Origin of the sequence: Achromobacter sp. HNDS-1, assembly GCF_040084795.1 — a bacterium.
In the GTDB taxonomy this organism is placed as follows: Bacteria; Pseudomonadota; Gammaproteobacteria; order Burkholderiales; family Burkholderiaceae_B; genus Achromobacter; species Achromobacter ruhlandii.
Map to the genome: position 1 here is coordinate 830,771 of NZ_CP157584.1, position 21,905 is coordinate 852,675.

Here is a 21,905-nt window from a genome sequence, read left to right on the forward strand (position 1 = left end):
GTTGATCACGGGTCGATCCCACGGCTCCCATCGATGCCCATCAGGTCTCCAGCCCGGGTGCCCAACCCGGGACCTGCGGCCCGAGGGGTTTTCCTCGCAGCGCCCCCCGCCCGGTTGACGGGCGCCTCATCGGCAGACACGGCATTTAAAGCTTGCAATCCCCCGGGGACTTGCTAAAATGTTCGACTTTGCCGAATTCAACTTACATAGCAACATGGCCAATACCGCCCAAGCCCGCAAGCGCGCTCGCCAATCCGTTGAGCGCAACAAGCACAATTCCAGCCTGCGCTCGATGCTGCGCACCGCCATCAAGCGCGTTCGCCAATCCATCGCCGCCGGCGACAAGGCTGCGGCTGGCGAAGTGTTCCAAAAGGCCTCCAGCGTGATCGATCGCGTGGCCGACAAGAACATCATCCACAAGAACAAGGCCGCTCGCCACAAGAGCCGCCTGGCTGCCGCCATCAAGGCGCTGGCCTAAGCCATTCTGCCGCTCCGCCAAGCGGAGCGTCATGAATACGGCAAATGAAGAAGGATGCCCACGGGCATCCTTTTTTGTTGCCCGCTTTTGTTGCCCGCTTTTGTTGCCCGCTTTTGTTGCCCGCTTTTGTTGCCCGTTTTTTTTGCCGGGCGCTTTTGCGTGGTACGTTAGTCCGCGCTTTTGCCTGATACCTTAGCCCGGCGCTTTTGCCTGTCGTTGTTGCCCACCCGTATTTTTTGAGCGGCCCGTCACTGCGGCCGAGCCGCCAGCCGGGCGCGCATCTGCGCGGCTTCGTCCCGCAGCATGGCGGTGAAGGGATCAACCAGCGGATTCTTGGGACGATGCTCCGGAAACACCAGGTTGACCCGGAACGGAAACGACCGCCGCAGCGGCCGCAGGTGCAGGCCACGGCCGGCGAAATCGAGCGCGGTCAGCGGATTGACGATGGCCAGGCCCAGCCCCTGGCGCACGAACGCGCACACCGACACCGCCGTCGGCGTCTCGATGATGGCGCGCCGCAGGACGCCCTGGGCCGCGAAGGCCTCGTCGATCTGGATGCGATAGGGATCGCTGGGCGACAGGCTGACGAACGGTTCGCCGGCGAAATCGGCCAGGTCCAGCGCGGCCCGCGCCAATAGCGGATGGCCATCGGGCAACACCGCGACCTCATCGACCTCCACCAGCAGCTCCAGGCGCGTGCCGGCCGGCTCCAGCTCATGTTCGGTCAAGCCCAGGTCGTAACGCTGGGCCGTGAGCCATTCTTCCAGGAACGGCGACTCCTGCGCCTCCAGCGCCAGGCTGACGCCCGGATGGGCCTGGCTGAAGCGGCGGAACGCCCCGGGCAGCAGCGAATGCGAAAACGCCGGCAGCGCGATCACGGCCAACTGCCCATCCTGGAACGCGCGCAGGCGCGCGGCGGTCGAGGCGACACGCTCCAGCCCCGCATACGACTGCCGCACCTCGTCATACAGCGCCAGCGCCGGCATGGTGGGCCGCAAGCGGCCACGCACACGCTCGAACAGCGCGAAGCCGATGGCCTGTTCCATGCGTGCCAGCTCGCGGCTCACGGTGGGTTGCGACGTGAACAACAGGTCGGCGGCCTTGGTGACACTGCCGGCGATCATCAGGGCGCGGAACACTTCGACGTGGCGATGGGTCAGCATGCTGAGTCCATATCAAGAATGAATCGATGTGGAAAATATAAGCATTTTACTGGATGACCCACGTCGGGCATCATGCCGGCCTCCCCCTTCTTTCCCGCTACAAGGTTCATCCGCGATGGCTTTCGATCCGCGCCAGCTCACCCAACTCGCCGCCGAGCACGGCACCCCGCTGTGGGTCTACGATGCCGCCGTCATCCGCGAGCGCATCGCCCAGCTGCGCCGCTTCGACGTCATCCGCTACGCGCAGAAGGCCTGCTCCAACCTGCACATCCTGCGCCTGATGCGCGCCGAGGGCGTGATGGTGGACGCGGTGTCGCTGGGCGAGATCGAACGCAGCCTGGCCGCCGGCTTCGAGCCCGCGGGCGAGCCGGCCGGCGTGGTGTTCACGGCCGACCTGATCGACCACGCCACCCTGGCCACCGTCATCAAGCACGGCATCACCGTGAACGCCGGCTCGCTCGACATGCTCGAACGCGTCGGCCAGCACGCGCCGGGCCACCGCGTGTGGCTGCGCATCAACCCCGGCTTCGGCCACGGCCACAGCAACAAGACCAACACCGGCGGCCCGCAAAGCAAGCACGGCATCTGGATCGACGACGTCGCGGCCGCCATCGGCATCGTGCGCCGCTACGGCCTGAAGCTGGTCGGCATCCACATGCACATCGGCTCGGGCGTGGACTATGGCCACCTGTCCAGCGTGTGCGACGCGATGGTCGACGTGGTCGCATCGATGGACCACGACATCGAGGCCATCTCGGCCGGCGGCGGTCTGTCGATTCCGTATCGCGAGGGCGAGCCGCGCATCGACTGCGACCACTACTTCGCGCAATGGGACGCGGCCCGCAAGCGCATCGAACAGCGCCTGGGCCACCAGGTGCGCCTGGAGATCGAACCGGGCCGCTTCCTGGTGGCCGAGGCCGGCGCGCTGGTGGCCGAAGTGCACGCGATCAACCGCCGCCCCGAGCGCGATTTCGCGCTGGTGGACGCGGGCTTCAACGACCTGATGCGCCCGGCCATGTACGGCAGCTACCACCGCATCTCGGTGCACGCGCCGGACGGCGCCACGCCGCCGACGGCCGAGACCCGCGTCGCCGTGGCCGGTCCGCTGTGCGAATCGGGCGACGTGTTCACGCAGGACGCCGGCGGTGTGGTCTCGGATCAGTCGCTGCCGCGGCCGCGCATCGGCGACTTCCTGGTGTTCCACAATGCCGGCGCCTATGGCGCGTCGATGTCCTCGAACTACAACACCCGGCCGCTGGCGGCCGAAGTGCTGCTGGACCGCAATGAGGCGCGCCTGATCCGCCGCCGCCAGACGGTCGCCGACCTGCTGGCGCTGGAGCAGTAAGGCAAGGCGCGGCCGTGGCGAACGCGACGGCCGCGCGATCAGGCAGGATCAGGTGGGAAAGGCTTCGCGCAAGGCGAAGGTGGCTTGCTTGAACACGCCCAGGTCGGTGCCGACCGCGACGAAGTGCATGCCCATGTCCAGGTAGCGGCGCGCATCGGCCTGCACCGGCGCCAGGATGCCCACCGCCTTGCCCTGCGCGGTGACGCGCTGGTACAGGTGGCGAATCGCTTCCTGCACTTCCGGGTGGCCCGGGTTGCCCAGATGGCCCAGGGCCGCGGCCAGGTCCGACGGGCCGATGAAGACGCCATCCACGCCCTCGACCGCGGCGATCGCGTCGACCGCCTCGATGCCCGGCCGGCTCTCGATCTGCAGCAGCACGCAGATGTTGTCGTTGATGGTCTTCAAGTAATCCGGCACGGTGCCGTAGCGGTTGCTGCGTTGCATGCCGGCCACGCCGCGGATGCCCTGCGGCGGATAGCGCGTGGCGGCCACGGCGCGGCGCGCGTCGTCCTCGGATTCGATGAAGGGGATCAGCAGGTTGTAGAAGCCGATGTCGAGCAGGCGCTTGATCTCGACCGGATCATTCCAGGTCGGCCGGCCGATGGCGGCGCTGGCGCTGCCCTGCAGGGCCTGCAGCTGCTGCAGGAACATCGGCACGGTGTTGGGCGAATGCTCGCCGTCCAGCAGCAGCCAGTCGAAGTCGGCCAGGCCCGCGACTTCCGCGGTGATGTGGCTGGACATGCACATCCAGAAGCCGATCAGGCGCTCGCGCGCCAGGATGCGTTGGCGAAAGCGGTTGGGCAAGGGTGAAGTCATCGCTGCGTGTTTCCCATCGTATTGAACCCCCGGCGCCACCCGGCGCGCGGGGGGAGTTGATACAGAACGCTAGTCCATGCGGGCGCCGGAGGCCTTGGCCGCCGCGCCCCATTTGGTGATTTCGGATTGGACGAAGGCCGAGAACGCCTTGGGGTCGTCACCCACCACCACGAAGCCTACGCTTTCCAGCTTCTGCCGGATATCCGGTGAAGCCAGGGCTTTGACGGTCGCCTGGTTCAGCCGCTGAATGACGGCCGGCGGCGTCTTGGCCGGCGCCGACAGGCCGAACCATGATTCGGCGGCGAAGCCCGGATAGCCGGACTCCGCGACCGTGGGCGTATCCGGATAGGCGGGATTGCGCTTGGCGCTGGCCACCGCCAGCGCGCGCAGCTTGCCGGACTTGACCTGCGGCAGCAGCGTGTCCTGGTTCAGGAACATCACCGAGACACGGCCGCCGATCATGTCGGTGATGGCGGCGGCGCCGCCCTTGTAGGGCACGTGCACCAGGTCGATCTTGGCGGCCTGTTTGAGCATCTCCATGGCCAGGTGGCCCGACGACCCATTGCCCGAGCTGGCGTGGGTGTACTTGCCCGGATTGGCGCGCACCAGCTTGATGAAGTCGGCGAAGTTGGTGGCCGGGAAATCCATGTTGGCCACCAGCACGTTGGGCCCGGTGGCCAGCAGCGAGATATGGGCGAAGTCGCTGTCGCGGTACGGCATGCTCTGGTAGAGCGAATAGCTGATGGCGTTCGAGCCCACGCCCGACAGCAGCAGCGTGTAGCCGTCGGGCTCGGCCTTGGCGACCACATCGGAACCGATGTTGCCGTTGGCGCCGCCCTTGTTCTCGACCACCACGCTCTGTCCCAGTTCCTTGGACAGCTCGGCGGCCAGCAGGCGTCCGACCGCGTCGGTGCTGCCGCCCGCGGGGAACGGCACGATCAGCTTGACCGGCCGTGTCGGCCAGTCCTGCGCCAGCAGCAGCCCCGGCGCGATCGCCGCGGCCGCGCCCAATGCCAGCGCGGCCAGTCCCAGCCGGCGGCGCGCCGGCGATGTCTTGTGTTGCATGGTTGTCTCCTTGTCGTGTTTTTCTAATGCTTGCCGCCCGGTGGCCGGGTCGGTGAATCAACGCGCGGGCAGGCCCGCGCGGCGGGGAAAACGTCATGCGACCGGGCGGAGGGCTCAGTCCAGCAGATACGGCACCGCGGCCCGCTGGCAGATCTCGCGCAGGCGCGTGGCGAGGGCGGGCGGGATCGGGATGCCCTGCTCGCGGCGGCGCGCGCGCTCGGCGGCCTCGGGTTCGCCGGCCACCAGCACCGGTTCGTCGGGCCGCGCCGGCGGGGTGTCGTGCAGCGTGTCGATCAGGTCGTCCATGTCCGACTCGAACGAGCCGCTGGCGCGGAAGGCGTCGGGATTGAGCGCCAGGAAGAAGTGGCCGACGTCGTCGGGTTCGCCGGGACGGCGCGTGACGTTGCGGCGCGCCGCCAGCGCGCTGCCGCTGAGCGTGCCGCCCAGGATCTGCGCCATCATCGCCAGGCCATAGCCCTTGTGGCTGCTCATGGCCGGCGTGCCGCCCAGCGGCGTCAGCCCGCCCTCGGGATGCTTGAAGATGAACTGCATGGCGGTGTCGGCGGCGGTGACGGGCTCGCCCCGCCCGTCCACCGCCCAGCCCGGCGGCAGCGGCTTGCCGAGGAAGTCGTAGACCTTGACCTTGTTGGCCGCCACGGTGGTGGTGGCCATGTCGAGCACGAACGGCTCGTTGTGCGCGGCCGGCGCGCCGAAGGCGATGGGGTTGGTGCCCAGCATCGGCATGGCGCCGCGCGTGGGCACCATGATGACGCCATTGGCGCTGCTGGTGACCAGCCCGACCACGCCGCGCTCGACCGCGATGCGCGCATAGACGCCAGCCGCGCCGAAGTGATGCGAATTGCACACTGACACCGCGCCCACGCCATGCTCCAGCGCCTTGTCGACGGCCAGGTTCATGGCCTGCGCCGATACCGGATAGCCCAGCCCGCCCATGCCGTCGAGCAGCGCGCTGGCGCCGCCGTCGCGCAGCACGCGCGGGCGCGCGTCGAGCTTGAGCGTGCCGGCGCGCAGCTTTTCCTCGTATGACGGCAGCATCGAGATGCCGTGCGAATCGATGCCCAGCAGATCCGTCTCGGCCATCAGGCCGGCGGTGATGGCGGCCAGGTCGGGCGCCATGCCCCAGGCCTGCAACACGATCAGAATCTGTTCACGCACCTGCCCCGCCGATGCCGCTGTTCCTGCCGAACCATTGCCTTGCACGCGATGTCTCCTGCTGTTGTCAGTGTGAAGCTCCCGGACGGCGCGAGCGGCCGGTCAATCGCGTTCGCGGTCGACCAGCCGGTGGCGGGCCTGGCCCAGGTGGAATTGCATGGCGACCCGGGCGCGCTCGCCGTCCTGGGCGCGGATCGCGTCGAGGATGGTGGCGTGCTCGTCGAGGACGCGCTGGGCGCGCTGGCGCGACCCGGTGCGGGTCAGGTTGAGCGTCAGGCGCATGAAGCCGTTGATGGACTCGTGGATGCTTTCCAGCACCCCGAGATAGAAGTCGTTGCCGGTGGCCTCGGTGATGCTGGCGTGGAACGCCAGGTCGGCCTCGGCCGACATCTGGCCGCGCGCCAGGCTGTCGGCGAAGGCGGCGTGCGCGGCCTCGATCTTGTGCAGTTGCTCGTCGGTGCGGCGCAGCGCCGCCAGCCGCGCGGCGTCGCCCTCGAGCGCCACGCGCAATTCCTGCGCGCGCAGGTAGGCGCCGACATTGCCGACATCGCTGAAGGCCGTCAGGCGCGGCGCCGGCTGGTGGCTGACGAAGGTGCCCAGGCCCTGGTGCGCGGTGATGAGGCCGTCGGCGCGCAGGCGCAGCAGCGCTTCGCGCACCACCGGCCGCGACACGCCGAAGCGCTCGGAAATCTCGTTCTCGGAAGGCAGCTTGTCGCCGACGTTGAGATTGCCGGCGACGATCTGCTCGAAGATCTGGCCGTACAGTTGGTCGGCCAGCCGCACGCGATGGCCGCGTTCCAGCACCAGCGCGCCCATGGCGTCCGGCTCGGCGGACGCGGACGGCGCGGAGGGAGGCGATGCTTTGGGTCGGGCCACGAAATCTCCTGGGGCGTATCGACAGCGCTCATCGTACCGCCGATGCGGCGGGCGCGGTCGTCAGGCCGCGACGGCTTCGCGGTCCCACTCGGCCAGCGCGCGCGCCACCGGCGCGACCCGCTCGCGCTCGGCGCTGGAAATACCGGTCAGCAGCGGCAGCATCGGACCCATGTCGGCCACGCCCGACAGGGTCACGGCGTCATGCAGCACACGGATCGGGCTGATCGCGTCGCGGCAGTCCTCCAGGCCCAGGTAGTGGGCGCGCACCGACTCGGCCTCGTCGTGGCGGCCTTCCTTGAGCAGGCGCAGCAGGCGCATCGAGCCGCGCGGCGCCACGCAAACCGAGCCGGAGGTGAAGCTCTTCAGGCCGAAGTCGCGGTAGTGGACGATGGCCGGGCGCTCGCCGATGCCGCTGACCACGCGATTGGCGTCCACGCTTTGCAGCAGCGCCGACAGGTAGGCGTCGCGCGCCGGGTCCTCGCGCACCACGGCGTACTTGAACGCGACGATGCGGTCTTCCTCGACCAGGCGCGCCGCCGTGGCCGGCGCCAGGTAATCGGCGGACTTGATGTAGACCACCGCAGGCTTGCCCAGCGCGTCGGTGAAGCGGCGCACGCCGTCGGCCAGGCCGGCGTCGGTGTAGGGAAACGACATCGGCAGCAGCATGGCCGTGGGAAACGCGCGGCCGCGCAGGATCGCCGCCTGGTCCATCATCTTGCCGAAATCGGGGCCGACCGACGGCAGGATCCAGGTGTCCGGCCCGGCCAGCGCGGCCAGCATATCGACGATGCGCGCGTATTCGCCCACGCCGACGTTGTAGAAATTGGCATTGCCGCCGTACATCACGTTGCGCACCCCGCCCGCCTCCAGGTGCCGCAGCAGGGCCTGGTTGGCGGCTTCGTTCAGCGACAGGTCGGCATGGCGCGCCAGCGGCGGGACCGCGATGACGGAACGCTGCAGGTCCTGCACGGTGACCGGGGAGGTTTTCATGGCGGGTCTCCTGGCGGATTCCGAGGGGGAATCCAGTTGTTAGATGAGTGGCTTGGAAAAAGTATACTTGGTTGACAAGTAGACCCTCAATACCTATATTCGTTTTACAAGTCATCGGTATTCACGACGGCAAGGCGCGACAGACGCCGGCAGCATTCAGACCCGGGCCCCGGCCTGGCAGGAACACCCCACAAACGATGCGCGGCCACGCGCACACGAGGAGACGACTTCCATGCTTGCAGCCCCCTTGCGCGGCCGCCTGGCCCTTGCCGCCTGTCTGGCGGCGGCAGCCCTGTTGCCCGCCGCCGCGCGCGCCGCCGACTATCCGGCGCGCGACGTCAGGATCATCGTGCCCTTCCCCGCCGGCGGCACCGCCGACATCGCCGCGCGCGTGGTCGCGGCCGAACTGGGCAAGGCCTGGGGCAAGGCGGTGGTGGTGGACAACAAGGCGGGCGCGGGCGGCAACGTCGGCACCGCCGAAGCCGCCCGCGCCACGCCCGATGGCTACACGCTGCTGATGGGCACCGTCAGCACCCATGCCATCAACCAGTCCGTTTACGCCAAGCTGCCCTACGACCCGGTCAAGGACTTCACGCCGGTCACGCTGGTGATCCCGGTGCCCAACGTGCTGGAACTGAATCCGGCTTTTGCCGACAAGCACGGCATCCGCAGCGTGGCGGACCTGATCAAATACCTGAAGGCCAATCCCGGCAGCGTCAACATGGCCTCGACCGGCAACGGCACCTCGACCCACCTGTCGGGGGAACTATTCCAGACCATGACAGGCACCCGCATGACGCACGTGCCCTACAAAGGCAGCAGTCCGGCCCTGACGGATGTGATGGCGGGGTCGGCCGACCTGATCTTCGACAACCTGCCGTCGTCGATGGGCTTCATCAAGGGCGGCAAGCTGCGGCCGCTGGCGGTCACCACCGCCACGCGCTCGCCGGCGCTGCCGGACGTGCCGACGCTGGCCGAGGCCGGCGTGCAAGGCTACGAGGCGTCCAGCTGGTTCGGCCTGCTGGCCCCGGCGGGCACGCCACAACAGATCGTCGACAAGGTCCAGCGCGATGTCGCCGCGGCGCTGCAGCAGGCGCCGGTGCGCGAACAATTGCAGGCCCAGGGCGCGACGCCGTCGGGCAACACGCCGGCGCAGTTCACCCAGTTCATGGCGCGGGAAACCGTCAAATGGGCCGCGGTCGTGAAGCAATCGGGCGCCAAGGTCGACTGACCCGCGCCGATCCGGGTCCGGCCGCCACGCGTGGGCGCCGGGTTCTTCATCATCACGCGAACCAGGAGACACCATGAACAGATCGATCAGCGCGGTCGCGCTGTCCGCCGCCCTGCTTGCCGGGCCGGCGGTCCACGCCGCCGGCTATCCCACCAAGCCCGTCACGATGATCGTGCCGTTCGTGCCGGGCGGCTCGTCCGACATTACGGCGCGCAGCGTCACGCCGGGGCTGACGAAAGCGTTGGGCCAGACCTTCGTGGTCGAGAACAAGCCGGGCGCCAACAGCGCCATCGGCGCGCAGGCGCTGGCCCGCGCCACGCCCGACGGCTACACCATGATGGTCGGCTCCATCGGCACCTTCGCCATCAACGAGGCGCTGTACAAGAACCTCTCGTACAACCCGAGCAAGGACTTCGAGTACCTCACGCAAGCGGTGCGCAATCCCAACGTGCTGGTGGCCTCGCCGTCGTTCCCGGCCAGCACGGTGGCCGAACTGGTCGACTACGCCAACAAGAATCCGGGCAAGGTGTCGTACGCCTCGTCCGGCACGGGCTCGTCCGACCACCTGTCGGCGGTGATGTTCCGCCAGCGCACCCAGACCTCGGGCGTGGACGTCCCGTACCGTGGCGGCGGCGCCGCCATCGCCGACCTGATCGGCGGCCAGGTCAACGTGTCGTTCCAGAACCTGGGCGCGGTACAGACGCATATCAAGGCCGGCAAGCTCAAGGCGCTGGCCATCACCGGCGACGCGCGCGCGGCGGACCTGCCGGACGTGCCGACGCTGGCCGAGGCCGGCATCAAGGACATGGTGGTGTATTCGTGGCAGGGCTTCGCGGTGCCCAAGGGCACGCCGCCGGCCGTGGTGCAGCAGCTGACCAAGGCCCTGCAGACCGCCCTGCGCGATCCGCAGACCGAGAAGACGCTGCAGGGCCTGGGCTTCGAGGTCGTGGCGAACACGCCGCAGCAGTTCAGCGCGTTCCAGCAGGCCGAGGTCAAGCGCTGGAAGGACGTGATCCAGAAGGCCAATATCCAGCTGGAGTAAGGCTGCTTGAAACGGGCTGCTTGGGGCAGGCTGCCTTGGGCAGCCCGATTCGTGCCCGCCGCTCAAGGGCGCGGCCCGGGAGGGTTCCCGCGGCCCGCGCCCTCTCAGCCGGATTCAAGGCCGGATCAAGTAGCATGAAGGTTTCGCCACCCACCTGTACGACAACATGACCACCAAGCATCGCATCATCCAGGTCGGCTCGCTGGCCGGCTCGCCCTCCGCCAACCAGCGCCTCGCCGAGCGCTACGACGTCATCGAGCTCTGGAAGCAGCCGGATCGCAAGACGGCCCTGGCCGAACTCGGCAAGGGCGTCACCGCCGTCGTCACCTCGGCCAACTTCGGCGCCAACGCCGAACTCATCAACGCCCTGCCCGACCTGAAGGCCATCTGCAGCTGGGGCGTGGGCTACGAGACCATCGACGTGCAGGCGGCGCATGCGCGCGGCGTGCAGGTCAGCAACACGCCCGACGTGCTGACCGACTGCGTGGCGGACCTGGCCTGGGGCCTGATGATCGCAGGCGCCCGCCGCATGGGCCAGGGCGAACGCTTCGTGCGCGCCGGCCAGTGGGGCCAGGTGCACGGCAGCATTCCGCTGGGCCAGCGCGTCAGCGGCAAGAAGCTCGGCATCGTGGGCCTGGGCCGCATCGGCGAGGCTATCGCCCGCCGCGGCATCGGCTTCGATATGCAGGTGCGTTATCACAACCGCAGGAAGCGCGACGACGTCGACTACGGCTACGAGGCCTCGCTGACCGACCTGGCGGCCTGGGCCGACTTCCTGGTCGTGGCCACCGTGGGCGGCCCGGCCACGCGCCACCTGGTCAATCGCGAGGTGCTTGAAGCGCTCGGCCCGCGCGGCATCATCGTCAACATCGCGCGCGGCCCGGTCATCGACGAGGCCGCGCTGGTGGCCGCGCTGGAGGCCGGCAAGCTCGGCTGCGCCGCGCTCGACGTGTTCGAGCACGAGCCCAAGGTGCCCGAGGCCCTGATCAAGAGCGACCAGGCGGTGCTGCTGCCGCACATCGGCAGCGCCACGCTGGAAACGCGCCAGGCCATGGAAGATCTGATGCTGGAGAACCTGGCGGCGTATTTCGATACCGGCCGCGTGATCACGCCGGTGGATTGACGCGGGCGGGAACGGCGGCGCGCTCAGCGCCGTCGGCATTCACGCAAGTGGCACCAATACGGGCAACACGACAGGTCCGCCACACAAACGAAAAAGCCTCTCGGCGCCCATACCGAGAGGCTTTCGACTTCCAGGCCCGAAGACCCGTCCGTCGTGCAAAGGAACTGCCGGACCTCGCGATCCGATGCTGCGTGACTGCCTTACTTCGCGGGCGCCGTGGCGGTGCCCGATTTGTCCATCTTGGCGGCGCCCGATTTCTCGGTGCCCTGCTTGGCGGACGTTTTGTCGGTCTTGTGATGCTTGTGCTGCGCCTGGGTCTTGGTTTCGCCCGACTTGGTCGTGGCATCGGCGCCCGCCGCGAACGCCGAAGGCGCGGCGGCAAGACCGAGGCACAAGGCCGAAGTGGACAGGAACGCAGCGATACGGGAGTGAGTCGTCATTACATGTACTCCTAATGGTGAAGACCCGAGGGCTGCCCCTCCGGCCTTTCCGACACGGGGCGGCAACATCGCCGCATGACCCGTACTCCGTTGGAACCCGCGCCCCGCCGAAGGTTCAGCCGCGGGCCGGAAATTTTCGCGCCCTTTCCGACGTTAACGCTTCGTCATGGGATCGTGACAATCGACCTTCAGCCGGCCGCGTTCAGCTTTCAAACACCAGCAGCGCCACGGTGGCGAACAGCATCGCCGCGAAGCAGGCTCTCAGCTTGCGTTCAGGCAGGCGATAGGCCAGCCGCACGCCCACCGGCACGAACAGCAGGCTGCCCGCGGCCAGCGGCAGGCCCACCAGCCAGTCGGCCCTGCCGGCCCATGAGTACGTCACAAGCGCCACCGCCGAACCGGGAATCACCATGCACAGCGCCAGCGCCTGCGCGGTGGTCTGCGACAGCCGGAACACCGTGGTGATGATGGGCACCGCCAGCACCGCGCCGCCCACGCCGAAGAAGCCGCCCAGCGTGCCGCACAGCACGCCCAGCAAGGTGGCGCGTCGCGGCGTGAAGACCGGAGCGTGGCCGCTGCCCTTGGGCGCGCCCCGGGCCGCGCCGGCGCGCCAGGTCTGCCATGCGTAGAACAGCGCGATGAAGAACAGGAACACGGCGAAGCTCAGCCGCAGCACGCCCGACTCGATGCCCAGCGCCAGCCGCGCGCCGACCCAGGTGAACACCACCGCGCCGCCCGCGCCCGCCAGCGCCACGCGGCGGTCGATGCGGGTCTGCTGGTTGTACTTGCGCACCGCCATCATGATGGTCGGCAGCACCATGATCAGCGCGGTACCCTGCGCCAGCTGCTGGGACATGCCCATCAGCAGCACCAGCGCCGGAATCGCGATCAGGCCGCCGCCGATGCCCAGCACGCCGCCCATGAAGCCAATAAGGCCTCCCGCGCCCAGGCACAGGGCGATCAGCAAAAGACTCACTTGGGGCTCCCGTCAGCGCAGCTTGTCGAGCGCGGCGTCGAGCCGGTCCACCGCCCAGATCTCCAGCCCCTCGATGGGCTGGCGCGGCGCGTTGGCCTTGGGAATCAACGCGATCGAGAAGCCCAGCTTGGCGGCTTCGCGCAGGCGCTCCTGGCCGCGCGGCGCGGGCCGGATCTCGCCCGCCAGCCCGACTTCGCCGAAGGCGATCAGGCCGCGCGGCAGGGGCCGGTCGCGCAGCGACGACATGATGGCCAGCAACACTGGCAGGTCGGCCGCCGGTTCAGTGATGCGCACCCCGCCCACGGCGTTGACGAACACGTCCTGGTCGAAGGTCGACACGCCGGCGTGGCGATGCAGCACGGCCAGCAGCATCGCCAGGCGGTTGCCCTCCAGGCCGACCGTCAGGCGGCGCGGATTGGGCGCGTGGGAGCTGTCCACCAGCGCCTGGATCTCGACCAGCAGAGGGCGCGTGCCTTCCTGCGTGGCCATCACGCAGGAACCGGCCACCTGCTGCTCGTGCTGCGACAGGAACAGCGCCGACGGGTTGGCCACGCCGCGCAGGCCGCGGTCGGTCATGGCGAACACGCCGAGTTCGTTGACCGCGCCGAAGCGGTTCTTGAAGGCACGCACCAGGCGGAACGACGAATGCGTGTCGCCCTCGAAGTACAGCACCGTGTCGACGATGTGCTCGAGCACGCGCGGTCCGGCCAGCGCGCCGTCCTTGGTAACGTGGCCGATCATGACGATGGCGATGCCGGTCTGCTTGGCCAGGCGCGTCAGCTGGGCGGCGCATTCGCGCACCTGCGACACCGAGCCGGGCGCCGCGGTCAGCTCGCCGCTGTAGAGCGTCTGGATGGAGTCGATCACGGCGACGCTGGGCTTCTGCTCGGACACGGCGGCCTGGATTGCCTCCAGGCGGATTTCCGCCAGCAGGTTGACGTTGCCGGTCTGCAGTCCCAGCCGGCGCGCGCGCAGCGCCACCTGCTCGGCCGATTCCTCGCCGGTGACGTACAGGACGTTGGTGCTTTCGGACAGCGAGGCCAGCGCCTGCAGCAGCAGGGTCGACTTGCCGATGCCGGGGTCGCCGCCGATCAGCACCACGGCGCCGGCCACCAGGCCGCCGCCCAGCACGCGGTCGAATTCCTCCAGCCCGGTGGGGGTGCGCGGGGTTTCGCGGGCCTCGATCTCGGACAGGCTGCGCACCGGGCTGCTGGAGGCCAGCGGCGCGTAGCGGTGCGCGGCCGCGGCGGCCGGCGTGGCCGATTCGACGGTTTCTTCGAGGGTGTTCCAGGCATTGCAGTGCGGACACTTGCCTTGCCACTTCGGGGTGGTGCCGCCGCACTCGGCGCACACGTATACGGTTCGGGTCTTGGCCATGGGCGCAAGTTTACCGGCACAGGCCGGGGCGCGGGGTCGTCGGCGGGCAGTCGCAATGCGCCTTTTCCCGCGCGTTTGGCGCCGTCTTGGTGCAGCACCCTTTCAATCTGCTTGCATAAACAGGGACGGTCTACAGTTACACCATGCAAACACAAGAAATTCGCTGGCAGATTTCTGCAAATCGCGCATAATCATCGGGTGATGCGCAATGTTGAACCGTCGGTTATGTGGCGGCATACCCGGCGCCGCCGCCCACCAGGGCGGCACGACGGGAATCGCGGCGCATCGCGAGACGCTTGGGCCGCGCACGCGGTCACCTAAACCGGAACAAGACCCGATCCTGCACGAGACCGCCGGACCACCGGCGCGGCACAGGCCCAGGTCAAACGCGGATGCGCCCTGCCACCAGGCGCATGCGCGAGGAGTACGCGCATGAGCATTGCCTATCGCCCCCCCTTCGACGAAGACGACGAACTGGATTTGCGCGCCCTGTATCGCAAGCCCAGGGCCGGCGGCAGCCCCGAACTGGAAGCGGCCGTGCGTCGCACCTGGCACCCCGGCCGCGGTTGGCATCCGGGCTGGGCCGCCGCCGCCTGCGCGGCGCTGGTGGCCGGCCTGTTCGCCTGGACCGACATGCGCGAAAACGCCGAGATGGCCGACCAGGCGCCGCAATTGGCGGTGTCACAGGAAGCGCCCATCAACATCGAGCGTGGCCCGGCGCCGCGTCCGATCCTGACCGAAGCGCCCGCGCCGCAGGCGGCCCCCGCCCCGGCGCAACGGACCGCATCGGCGCCGGCCGAGGCGCCCAGCGCCATCCCGGCCGCGCTTCCCGCCCAGCAGGCGGCCAGCGACGCCGCGCCGCAAGCCGCCAGCGCCGAGGCGCCCGCCGAGCAAGCCAGCGCGGAACCCGTCGCCTTCAGCGAGCAGGACATCGAGGCCCGCATCGCGCACATCCGCGCCCTGGTGCAGGACGATCAGCAAGAGGACGCCGTTGCCGCGCTGCGCGAGTTGCAGCAGGGCGCGCCCGACCTGACGCTGCCCGACGACCTGCAGGAACTGGCGCAGCAGAATCCCGCTTCCTGACCCCCTTTTTCCGTTCCGTTCCCGCCCAGGCCCGCGTTCGTCGCGGGCCTGGGCGTTCACAGGCCTGAACATTCAACGGAAATAGAACGGCTTCTTGCTAACATAGCCGCCATGAGTCCGAGCTTCCACCACCGCAATCTTCCCCATCTGCTGCTTTACGCGCGCGAAACCCTGATGGCGCACTTCCGGCCGCTCCTGCACGCCGCCGGCGTCACCGAACAGCAATGGCGGGTGCTGCGCACCTTGAGCGAGGTGGGCGCGATGGAACCCAACCAGATCGCCCGCAGCTGCCAGATCCTCAGTCCCAGCCTGACGCGCATGCTGGCCGGCATGGAAGAACAGGGCCTGATCAAGCGGGTGCGGTCGAACGCCGACCAGCGGCGCCAGGAAATCTCCCTGACGCCCAAGAGCAACAAGCTGATCGACCGCATGCGGCCGCAGGTCGACGCCAAGTACCAGGAAATCGAAGCGCGCATCGGCAAGGAACTGCTCGACCGTCTGTACACCGACGTCGACACCATGGTCGAACTGATCAAGCGCGAACCCGCGACGCAATGAGTCAACCGGGCACGGGCAGGATCGCGTTGATCTGCCCCGTGCCGGAACTGGTGAAGTAGTCCGTCACCACCTCGGCCGGCCGGTCGTAGGCATCCCAGCCCAGCAGCCCCAGCAGCATGGCGGTATCGTGCATGCCGCCCTCGCCCACGCACAGCTCGGCGTATTCCGGCAGCATGGCGCAGAACGTCTTCCAGTCGCCCTGGCGCCACAGGTCCACCACCCGCAGGTCGACCTGGCGGTAAAACTCGCGGCTGATCTGGTGCATGGCGGCCTCTGGGCTGCCGTTGTCGTTGAAGCGGTGCGACAGCGAGCCGCTGGCCAGCACCGCGACGCGGCTGTCGCTCTGCTCGATGGCCTGGCGCAAGGCCGCGCCGAAACGGCGACTGTCGTCCAGCGAATGCCAGGCGCACCAGGCCGCCACCGACACCACCTTGAAGCGGTCATCGCCATTCATGTAGCGCATCGGCACCAGCGTGCCATACTCCAGTTCGAGGCTGGCGATTTCGTGCGCGCGGGTGGGGACCCCAGCTGCGCCGGCGCATTCGGCGATGCGTCGGCCGAGCGCCGGGTCGCCGCGGTAGGCGTAGTCCATGTCCTTGATGAAATGCGGCAGCTCATTGCTGGTGTAGCGGCCGGCGAAGCGTTCGTTGCAATTGATGTGGTAGCCGGCGTTCACCAGCCAGTGCACGTCCAGCACCACCAGCGTATCCACGTCCAGGTCGCGGCAGCGCTGGCCGATGATCCGATGGCCCTGGATCGCGGCTTCGCGGCAGCCATGATGGCGGCCGGGCATTTCAGATAGGTACATCGACGGCACGTGCGTTACCTTGGCCGCCAGCGCGAGCTTGCCCATGATGCGTGTCTCCTGTTGTTTTCGGTATCCGGGCGCCGGTCAGACGCCCCACTTCGGAATGGGGTGGCTGCCCATCGAGACGCAGACGTTCTTGATCTCGGCGAACACTTCGTAGCTGTATTCCCCGCCCTCGCGGCCGGTGCCGGATTCCTTGGTGCCGCCGAACGGCTGGCGCAGGTCGCGCACGTTCTGGCTGTTGATGAACACCATGCCGGCCTCGATGCCGCGCGCCAGCCGGTGGGCCCGGCCGATATCGCGGGTCCAGATGTAGGAGGCCAGACCGTACTTGACGTCGTTGGCCAGCGCCAGGCCGTGGGCCTCGTCCTTGAACGGAATCAGGCAGGCGACGGGCCCGAAGATCTCTTCCTGGGCGCAGCGCATGCGGTTGTCGACGCCGGCCAGCACCGTGGGCCGCACGAAATTGCCGCCGGCCAGGTGCGCCGGCAGGCCTCGCGGCGCGTCGGCGCCGCCAGCCAGGATGCGCGCGCCCTCTTCCTTGGCCAGGCGGATGTAGCCCGTGACCTTTTCCCAGTGCTGGCGGGTGATCATCGCGCCCACATTGGTCTTGTCATCCGTCGGGTCGCCCACCACCAGGCGATTGGCGCGCTCGGCGAAGCGGCGCACGAAGTCATCGTAAATCGATTCCTGCACAAAGATGCGCGAGCCCGCGGTGCAGCGCTCGCCATTGAGCGAGAAGATGGTGAACAACGCCGCGTCCAGCGCCCGCTCGACGTCGGCGTCGTCGAACACCAGCACTGGCGACTTGCCGCCCAGCTCCATCGAGAACTTCTTGATGCCGCCCGCGTTCGCCATGATCTTCTTGCCGGTGACGGTGCCGCCGGTGAACGAGATCGCGCGCACCCCGGGATGGCGCACCAGCGCGTCGCCGGCACTGGCGCCATACCCCTGCACCACGTTGAGCACGCCGGGCGGGATGCCGGCTTCCAGCGCCAGCAGGCCGAGCTGATCGGCGGTCAGCGGCGACAGCTCCGACATCTTCAGCACGGCGGTATTGCCCAGCGCCAGGCAGGGCGCGGTCTTCCAGGTCGCGGTCATGAAGGGCACGTTCCACGGCGACACCAGCGCGCACACGCCGACCGGCTGGTACAGCGTGTAGTTCAGCATCTGGTCGTCCACCGGATAGGTGTGGCCGTTCATGCGGGTGCAGACTTCGGCGAAGAAGGTGAAGTTCTCGGAGGCGCGCGGGATCAGCTGCTTGCGCGTCTGCGAGATGGGCAGGCCGGTGTCGCGGGTTTCCAGCTCGGCCAGCTGCGGCACGTTGCGGTCGATCAGTTCGCCCAGGCGGCGCATCAGCCGGGCCCGTTCCTTGGCGGGCATGCCGGCCCATTTGGGAAAGGCCTCGGCCGCGGCGGCCACGGCGGCGTCGATCTCGGCCTGGCCGCCGGCGGCCACTTCGTCGATGGCCTCGCCCGTGGCCGGGTTGAAGGTAGTGAAGCGGTCGGCGCTGTCGACCTGCCTGCCGTTGATCCAGTGCTTGATGCTCACGTGCGTCTCCTCGCCTGTCGCGGACGGCCGGCCGCCAGAATGGCAGCGGGCCGGAATTTAATTAACAAGTTAACTTTATGCGCGGCGGGTGGTGCTGTCAACGGCGGAAAACCCCTGTCTCGCGGCCGCGCCGGCGATTGCCGCCGCCCGGCCTTTTTCGCTATTATGATTAACATGCTAACAATATGCCGGAGGGGGCTGGTCCCGCGCCTGTCATGCCACATATCTGGATTGAGTACTCCGCCAACCTGGACCTGGACACCCGCGCCCTGATGCGCGCGGTGCAGGGCGCCGCCGTCGGCGACGGCAGCCTGTACCCGCTGGCCGGCGCGCGCACCCGCGCCGTGCGGATCGATGACTACCTGATCGCCGACGGCCATCCCGACAACGCTTTCGTGCACGTGCTGCTGCGCATCGGCCACGGCCGCGGCGCCGCGCAGCAGGCGGCATTGGGCGAACGCACGTTCCAGGCCCTGCGCGACGCGCTGGCGCCGGAAATGGCGCGCCGGCCGCTGGGCCTGTCGCTGCAGGTGGAAGAAGCCGACGCGGTGCTCAACTACAAGCACAGCAACTATCGCGAATACCTGGCGGCCCGCGCCGCCGCGCTGCCGCGCACGGTGGCGGGCGCCGCGCTCAATACGCGCCAGGCGCTGGCCGCGCTGGGCGAGGCGGTGAACGCGCCGCCCTACCAGGCCGCGCCGCGCGCGCCGGTGCTGTATATCAAGCCGGCCAATACCTATGCCGCCGACGGCGACGCGATCACGCTGCCCGCCGACGTGCCCCAGGTGCGCATCGGCGCCACCCTGGGCATCGTGTTCGGCCGGCGCGCCAGCCGCGTCAGCGAAGCCGAGGCGCTCGCCCACGTGGCCGGCTATCGCGTGGTGGCCGATCTGTCGGCGCCGCACGACAGCTATTTCCGTCCAGCGCTCAAGCAGCAATGCCGCGACGGCTTCTGCCCGATCGGCCGCGCGCTGGCGCCGGTGTCGTCCGTGGCGGACCCGGACGCGCTCGCCATCGAGGTCTGGGTCGACGGCGAACTGGCGCAGCGCGCCAGCACCGCCGACCTGGTGCGACCGGTGGCCCGCCTGATCGCCGACGTCACCGCGTTCATGAGCTTCGAGCCGGGCGACATCCTGCTGGCGGGGGCCCGCGCCGACGCGCCGCTGGCGCATGCGGGCCAACGCTACGAGATCCGCATCGACCAGGTCGGCACGCTCGGCAACACGCTCATCGCCGGCGCCTGAGGCGCCCCCAACGGAACCCGCCATGAAACACGCACGCATCGCCCATGAAGGCGCCATCCACGCCGCCACCGACGCCGGCCACGGCCAGATCCGCCTGGCCGACGGCCGCCTGCTGGCCGAGGATGCGGTGACCTGGCTGCCGCCGATCGAACCGCGCACCACTTTCACGCTGGCTATCAACTATGCCGACCATGCCAAGGAACTGGCGTTCAAGGCGCCGCCCGAACCGCTCGGCTTCCTGAAGGCAGCCAACACCTTTGTCGGCCATCGCGCGCAGACGTTGCGGCCGGCGGACGTGGGCTTCATGCACTACGAATGCGAGCTGGCCGTGGTGATCGGCAAGACCGCGCGCAACGTCACGCGCGAGCAGGCCTATGACTACGTGGCCGGCTACACCGTGGCCAACGACTACGCGCTGCGCGACTACCTGGAGAACTGGTATCGCCCCAACCTGCGCGTCAAGAGCCGCGACACCTGCACGCCGCTGGGGCCATGGCTGGTGGACCGCGACGACGTGGCCGACCCGATGAACCTGGACCTGCGCACCACCGTCAACGGCGTCGAGACCCAGCGCGGCAACACCCGCGACATGGTGTTCGACATCCCCGCCCTGATCGCGTACTTCAGCGGCTTCATGACGCTGTCGCCCGGCGACCTGATCCTGACCGGCACCCCGGACGGCATCGTCAACGTGCAGCCGGGCGACGAGGTCGTGACCGAGATCGACGGCATCGGCCGTCTGGTCAATACGCTGGTGCCCTGCCCCGCCTGATCCCCCCTACCTGGATACCCCGCATGCTCGATTCCACCACCGTGCGCGCGCTGGCCGCGCGCCTGCACGACGCCGAACGCACCCGCCAGCAGATCCGCCAGATCTCGCTGGAACACCCCGACATCACCATCGCCGACGCCTACGCCATCCAGCGCGCCTGGATGGACATCAAGCTGGCCGAGGGCCGCGTCAAGCGCGGCCACAAGATCGGCCTGACCTCGCGCGCCATGCAGTTGTCGTCGCAGATCGACGAACCCGATTTCGGCATGTTGCTCGATGACATGTTCTTCGAGGATGGCGGCGACATTCCCGCCGGCCGCTTTATCCTGCCCCGTCTGGAAGTGGAGCTGGCCTTCGTGCTGGGCAAGCGCCTGCAAGGTCCGAACGTGACCCTGTTCCAGGTATACGACGCGGTCGACTACGTGATCCCGGCGCTGGAGATCATCGATGCTCGCTCGCACGGCATCGACCCCGACAGCAAGCGCCCGCGCAAGGTGTTCGACACCATCGCCGACAACGCGGCCAACGCCGGCGTGGTGATGGGCGGGCGGCCGGTGAAGATCGGCGAGCTGGACCTGCGCTGGATCGGCGCGATCCTGTCGCGCAACGCGGTGATCGAGGAAACCGGCGTGGCCGCCGGCGTCTTGAACCATCCGGCCAATGGCGTAGTATGGCTGGCGAACAAGCTGGCCGCGCACGAGGTGGCGCTGGAAGCGGGCGAGATCATCCTGTCGGGTTCCTTCACCCGGCCGGTGGCCGCGCGCCCCGGCGACACCTTCAACGTCGACTACGGCGTGCTCGGCTCCGTCAACTGCCACTTCATCTGACCTCAACGCGGCCCATGGATATCCTGACCAATCAGTTCAAACGCGCGCTGCGCGCCGGCACGCCCCAGATCGGCCTGTGGGCCGGGCTGGCCAGCGCCTACACCTCCGAGATCATCGCCGGCGCCGGCTTCGACTGGCTGCTGATCGACGGCGAGCACGCCCCCAACACGCTGCAGACCACGCTGGCGCAACTGCAATCGGTGGCCGCCTATCCGGTGGCGCCGGTGGTGCGGCCGGCCTGGAACGACCCGGTGCAGATCAAGCAGATCCTCGACACCGGCGCGCAGACGCTGCTGGTGCCGATGGTGCAGTCGGCCGAAGAGGCCGCGGCGGCGGTGGCCGCGGTGCGCTATCCGCCCGCCGGCATCCGTGGCGTGGGCAGCGCGCTGGCGCGCTCGTCGCGCTGGAACCGCATCCCCAACTACCTGGAGCGCGCCAACGACGAGATGTGCGTGCTGGTGCAGATCGAGACGCCGCGCGGCGTCGATGCGCTGGAGGACATCCTGGCGGTGGACGGCGTGGACGGCGCCTTCATCGGGCCGGCCGACCTGTCGGCCAGCATGGGCTACCTGGGCCAGCCCGAGCATCCCGAGGTCGCCCGCACCATCGACGCGGCCATCGGCCGCATCGTCAAGTCGGGCAAGGCGGCCGGCATCCTGCACAGCGGCGTGGCGCAGGCCAGGCACTATCTGTCGCTGGGCGCGACCTTCGTGGCGGTGGGCGTGGACGCGGTGCTGCTGGCGCGCGCGGCCGAAAAGCTCGCGGGCGAATTCAAGGATCTCAAGCCGGTCGGCAAGGCCGGCGGGCCGTACTGAGTGCCCCGGGGAAGCCGCGGCAAGAAAAACGGCGCCCCGCTGAACTGCCCCCCGGGAAGTTGGAAGGTCAGCGCCCCCCCGAAGGTTGGATTGCGTCCAGCTTTCGGGGGTCAGTTCACGCGGGCGCCATCTTTTTATCGGAGGCCAGGCGC

Annotated in this window: 23 protein-coding genes; 12 read left to right on the forward strand and 11 right to left on the reverse strand. The window is 68.7% G+C overall.

Annotated elements, in window-relative coordinates; all coding sequences use genetic code 11:
- The first annotated feature begins 214 nt into the window (after positions 1 to 214).
- Positions 215 to 478 (forward strand): 30S ribosomal protein S20, encoded by a 264-nt coding sequence (gene rpsT, locus ABFG95_RS03630; protein ID WP_006396042.1) that lies wholly within the window; start codon positions 215 to 217, stop codon positions 476 to 478.
- 44 nt (positions 479 to 522) lie between these two features.
- On the forward strand, positions 523 to 666 hold the full coding sequence (locus tag ABFG95_RS03635; RefSeq protein ID WP_348995464.1) for a hypothetical protein: 144 nt from the start codon (positions 523 to 525) through the stop codon (positions 664 to 666).
- A 60-nt stretch (positions 667 to 726) separates the two neighbouring features.
- Here ABFG95_RS03635 and ABFG95_RS03640 read toward each other — a convergent pair whose 3' ends face one another.
- The gene (locus tag ABFG95_RS03640; protein ID WP_054415873.1) at positions 727 to 1,641 is read right to left on the reverse strand and encodes a LysR family transcriptional regulator; all 915 of its coding nucleotides are present in this window, start codon (positions 1,639 to 1,641) and stop codon (positions 727 to 729) included.
- 115 nt (positions 1,642 to 1,756) lie between these two features.
- Here ABFG95_RS03640 and lysA point away from each other — a divergent pair, with 115 nt between their 5' ends.
- Positions 1,757 to 2,986, forward strand: a complete 1,230-nt coding sequence (gene lysA / locus ABFG95_RS03645; RefSeq protein WP_238909197.1) for a diaminopimelate decarboxylase — start codon at positions 1,757 to 1,759, stop codon at positions 2,984 to 2,986.
- A 48-nt stretch (positions 2,987 to 3,034) separates the two neighbouring features.
- Here lysA and garL read toward each other — a convergent pair whose 3' ends face one another.
- The 5 genes from garL to ABFG95_RS03670 form a co-directional block, all read right to left on the reverse strand.
- The gene (gene garL / locus ABFG95_RS03650; protein ID WP_054415874.1) at positions 3,035 to 3,802 is read right to left on the reverse strand and encodes a 2-dehydro-3-deoxyglucarate aldolase; all 768 of its coding nucleotides are present in this window, start codon (positions 3,800 to 3,802) and stop codon (positions 3,035 to 3,037) included.
- 69 nt (positions 3,803 to 3,871) lie between these two features.
- A complete protein-coding gene (locus tag ABFG95_RS03655) occupies positions 3,872 to 4,867 on the reverse strand; it encodes a tripartite tricarboxylate transporter substrate binding protein (protein ID WP_054502062.1) in 996 nt (331 codons plus the stop codon).
- A 114-nt stretch (positions 4,868 to 4,981) separates the two neighbouring features.
- Positions 4,982 to 6,043, reverse strand: a complete 1,062-nt coding sequence (locus tag ABFG95_RS03660) for an Ldh family oxidoreductase (protein ID WP_278990519.1) — start codon at positions 6,041 to 6,043, stop codon at positions 4,982 to 4,984.
- Between the two features lie 99 nt (positions 6,044 to 6,142).
- Positions 6,143 to 6,856 carry a FadR/GntR family transcriptional regulator gene (locus ABFG95_RS03665; protein ID WP_049073084.1) on the reverse strand — a complete coding sequence of 238 codons (714 nt, stop codon included), beginning with the start codon at positions 6,854 to 6,856 and terminating at the stop codon, positions 6,143 to 6,145.
- Positions 6,857 to 6,976: 120 nt separating this feature from the next.
- Positions 6,977 to 7,906, reverse strand: a complete 930-nt coding sequence (locus tag ABFG95_RS03670) for a dihydrodipicolinate synthase family protein (protein ID WP_049073083.1) — start codon at positions 7,904 to 7,906, stop codon at positions 6,977 to 6,979.
- A gap of 232 nt (positions 7,907 to 8,138) precedes the next feature.
- Here ABFG95_RS03670 and ABFG95_RS03675 point away from each other — a divergent pair, with 232 nt between their 5' ends.
- From ABFG95_RS03675 to ABFG95_RS03685, 3 genes are all read left to right on the forward strand, one after another.
- On the forward strand, positions 8,139 to 9,137 hold the full coding sequence (locus ABFG95_RS03675) for a tripartite tricarboxylate transporter substrate binding protein (RefSeq protein ID WP_175146355.1): 999 nt from the start codon (positions 8,139 to 8,141) through the stop codon (positions 9,135 to 9,137).
- Positions 9,138 to 9,210: 73 nt separating this feature from the next.
- Positions 9,211 to 10,179 carry a tripartite tricarboxylate transporter substrate binding protein gene (locus ABFG95_RS03680; RefSeq protein WP_054415879.1) on the forward strand — a complete coding sequence of 323 codons (969 nt, stop codon included), beginning with the start codon at positions 9,211 to 9,213 and terminating at the stop codon, positions 10,177 to 10,179.
- Between the two features lie 166 nt (positions 10,180 to 10,345).
- Positions 10,346 to 11,302 (forward strand): 2-hydroxyacid dehydrogenase, encoded by a 957-nt coding sequence (locus tag ABFG95_RS03685; protein ID WP_049073080.1) that lies wholly within the window; start codon positions 10,346 to 10,348, stop codon positions 11,300 to 11,302.
- Positions 11,303 to 11,502: 200 nt separating this feature from the next.
- Here the strand turns inward: ABFG95_RS03685 and ABFG95_RS03690 are convergent, their stop codons facing one another.
- The 3 genes from ABFG95_RS03690 to radA all read right to left on the reverse strand — a co-directional run bounded on the left by ABFG95_RS03690 (position 11,503) and on the right by radA (position 14,095).
- A complete protein-coding gene (locus ABFG95_RS03690) occupies positions 11,503 to 11,742 on the reverse strand; it encodes a hypothetical protein (protein WP_049073079.1) in 240 nt (79 codons plus the stop codon).
- 202 nt (positions 11,743 to 11,944) lie between these two features.
- Positions 11,945 to 12,718, reverse strand: a complete 774-nt coding sequence (locus ABFG95_RS03695) for a sulfite exporter TauE/SafE family protein (protein ID WP_278990520.1) — start codon at positions 12,716 to 12,718, stop codon at positions 11,945 to 11,947.
- Positions 12,719 to 12,730: 12 nt separating this feature from the next.
- The gene (gene radA / locus ABFG95_RS03700; RefSeq protein ID WP_049073077.1) at positions 12,731 to 14,095 is read right to left on the reverse strand and encodes a DNA repair protein RadA; all 1,365 of its coding nucleotides are present in this window, start codon (positions 14,093 to 14,095) and stop codon (positions 12,731 to 12,733) included.
- Positions 14,096 to 14,527: 432 nt separating this feature from the next.
- Here radA and ABFG95_RS03705 point away from each other — a divergent pair, with 432 nt between their 5' ends.
- Entirely contained in the window at positions 14,528 to 15,178 is a 651-nt protein-coding gene (locus tag ABFG95_RS03705; protein WP_278990521.1) for a hypothetical protein, read from the forward strand.
- A gap of 111 nt (positions 15,179 to 15,289) precedes the next feature.
- A complete protein-coding gene (gene hpaR, locus ABFG95_RS03710) occupies positions 15,290 to 15,736 on the forward strand; it encodes a homoprotocatechuate degradation operon regulator HpaR (protein ID WP_348995465.1) in 447 nt (148 codons plus the stop codon).
- Between the two features lies 1 nt (position 15,737).
- Here hpaR and hpaD read toward each other — a convergent pair whose 3' ends face one another.
- Positions 15,738 to 16,589 carry a 3,4-dihydroxyphenylacetate 2,3-dioxygenase gene (gene hpaD, locus ABFG95_RS03715; protein ID WP_054415882.1) on the reverse strand — a complete coding sequence of 284 codons (852 nt, stop codon included), beginning with the start codon at positions 16,587 to 16,589 and terminating at the stop codon, positions 15,738 to 15,740.
- A gap of 39 nt (positions 16,590 to 16,628) precedes the next feature.
- Positions 16,629 to 18,095 carry a 5-carboxymethyl-2-hydroxymuconate semialdehyde dehydrogenase gene (gene hpaE / locus ABFG95_RS03720; protein WP_348995466.1) on the reverse strand — a complete coding sequence of 489 codons (1,467 nt, stop codon included), beginning with the start codon at positions 18,093 to 18,095 and terminating at the stop codon, positions 16,629 to 16,631.
- Positions 18,096 to 18,310: 215 nt separating this feature from the next.
- On the opposite strand from hpaE, the gene ABFG95_RS03725 reads away from it, so the two are divergent.
- The 4 genes from ABFG95_RS03725 to hpaI are packed head-to-tail and all read left to right on the forward strand — an operon-like array spanning position 18,311 to position 21,753.
- Positions 18,311 to 19,339: a fumarylacetoacetate hydrolase family protein gene (locus tag ABFG95_RS03725; protein WP_063570332.1), complete on the forward strand. Its 1,029-nt coding sequence runs from the start codon at positions 18,311 to 18,313 to the stop codon at positions 19,337 to 19,339.
- A gap of 22 nt (positions 19,340 to 19,361) precedes the next feature.
- The gene (locus ABFG95_RS03730) at positions 19,362 to 20,111 is read left to right on the forward strand and encodes a fumarylacetoacetate hydrolase family protein (RefSeq protein ID WP_049073071.1); all 750 of its coding nucleotides are present in this window, start codon (positions 19,362 to 19,364) and stop codon (positions 20,109 to 20,111) included.
- 23 nt (positions 20,112 to 20,134) lie between these two features.
- Complete coding sequence (gene hpaH / locus ABFG95_RS03735) at positions 20,135 to 20,938, forward strand: 2-oxo-hept-4-ene-1,7-dioate hydratase (RefSeq protein WP_049073070.1); 804 nt, start codon at positions 20,135 to 20,137, stop codon at positions 20,936 to 20,938.
- Between the two features lie 14 nt (positions 20,939 to 20,952).
- The gene (gene hpaI, locus ABFG95_RS03740; protein WP_049073069.1) at positions 20,953 to 21,753 is read left to right on the forward strand and encodes a 4-hydroxy-2-oxoheptanedioate aldolase; all 801 of its coding nucleotides are present in this window, start codon (positions 20,953 to 20,955) and stop codon (positions 21,751 to 21,753) included.
- Positions 21,754 to 21,905: the final 152 nt, after the last annotated feature.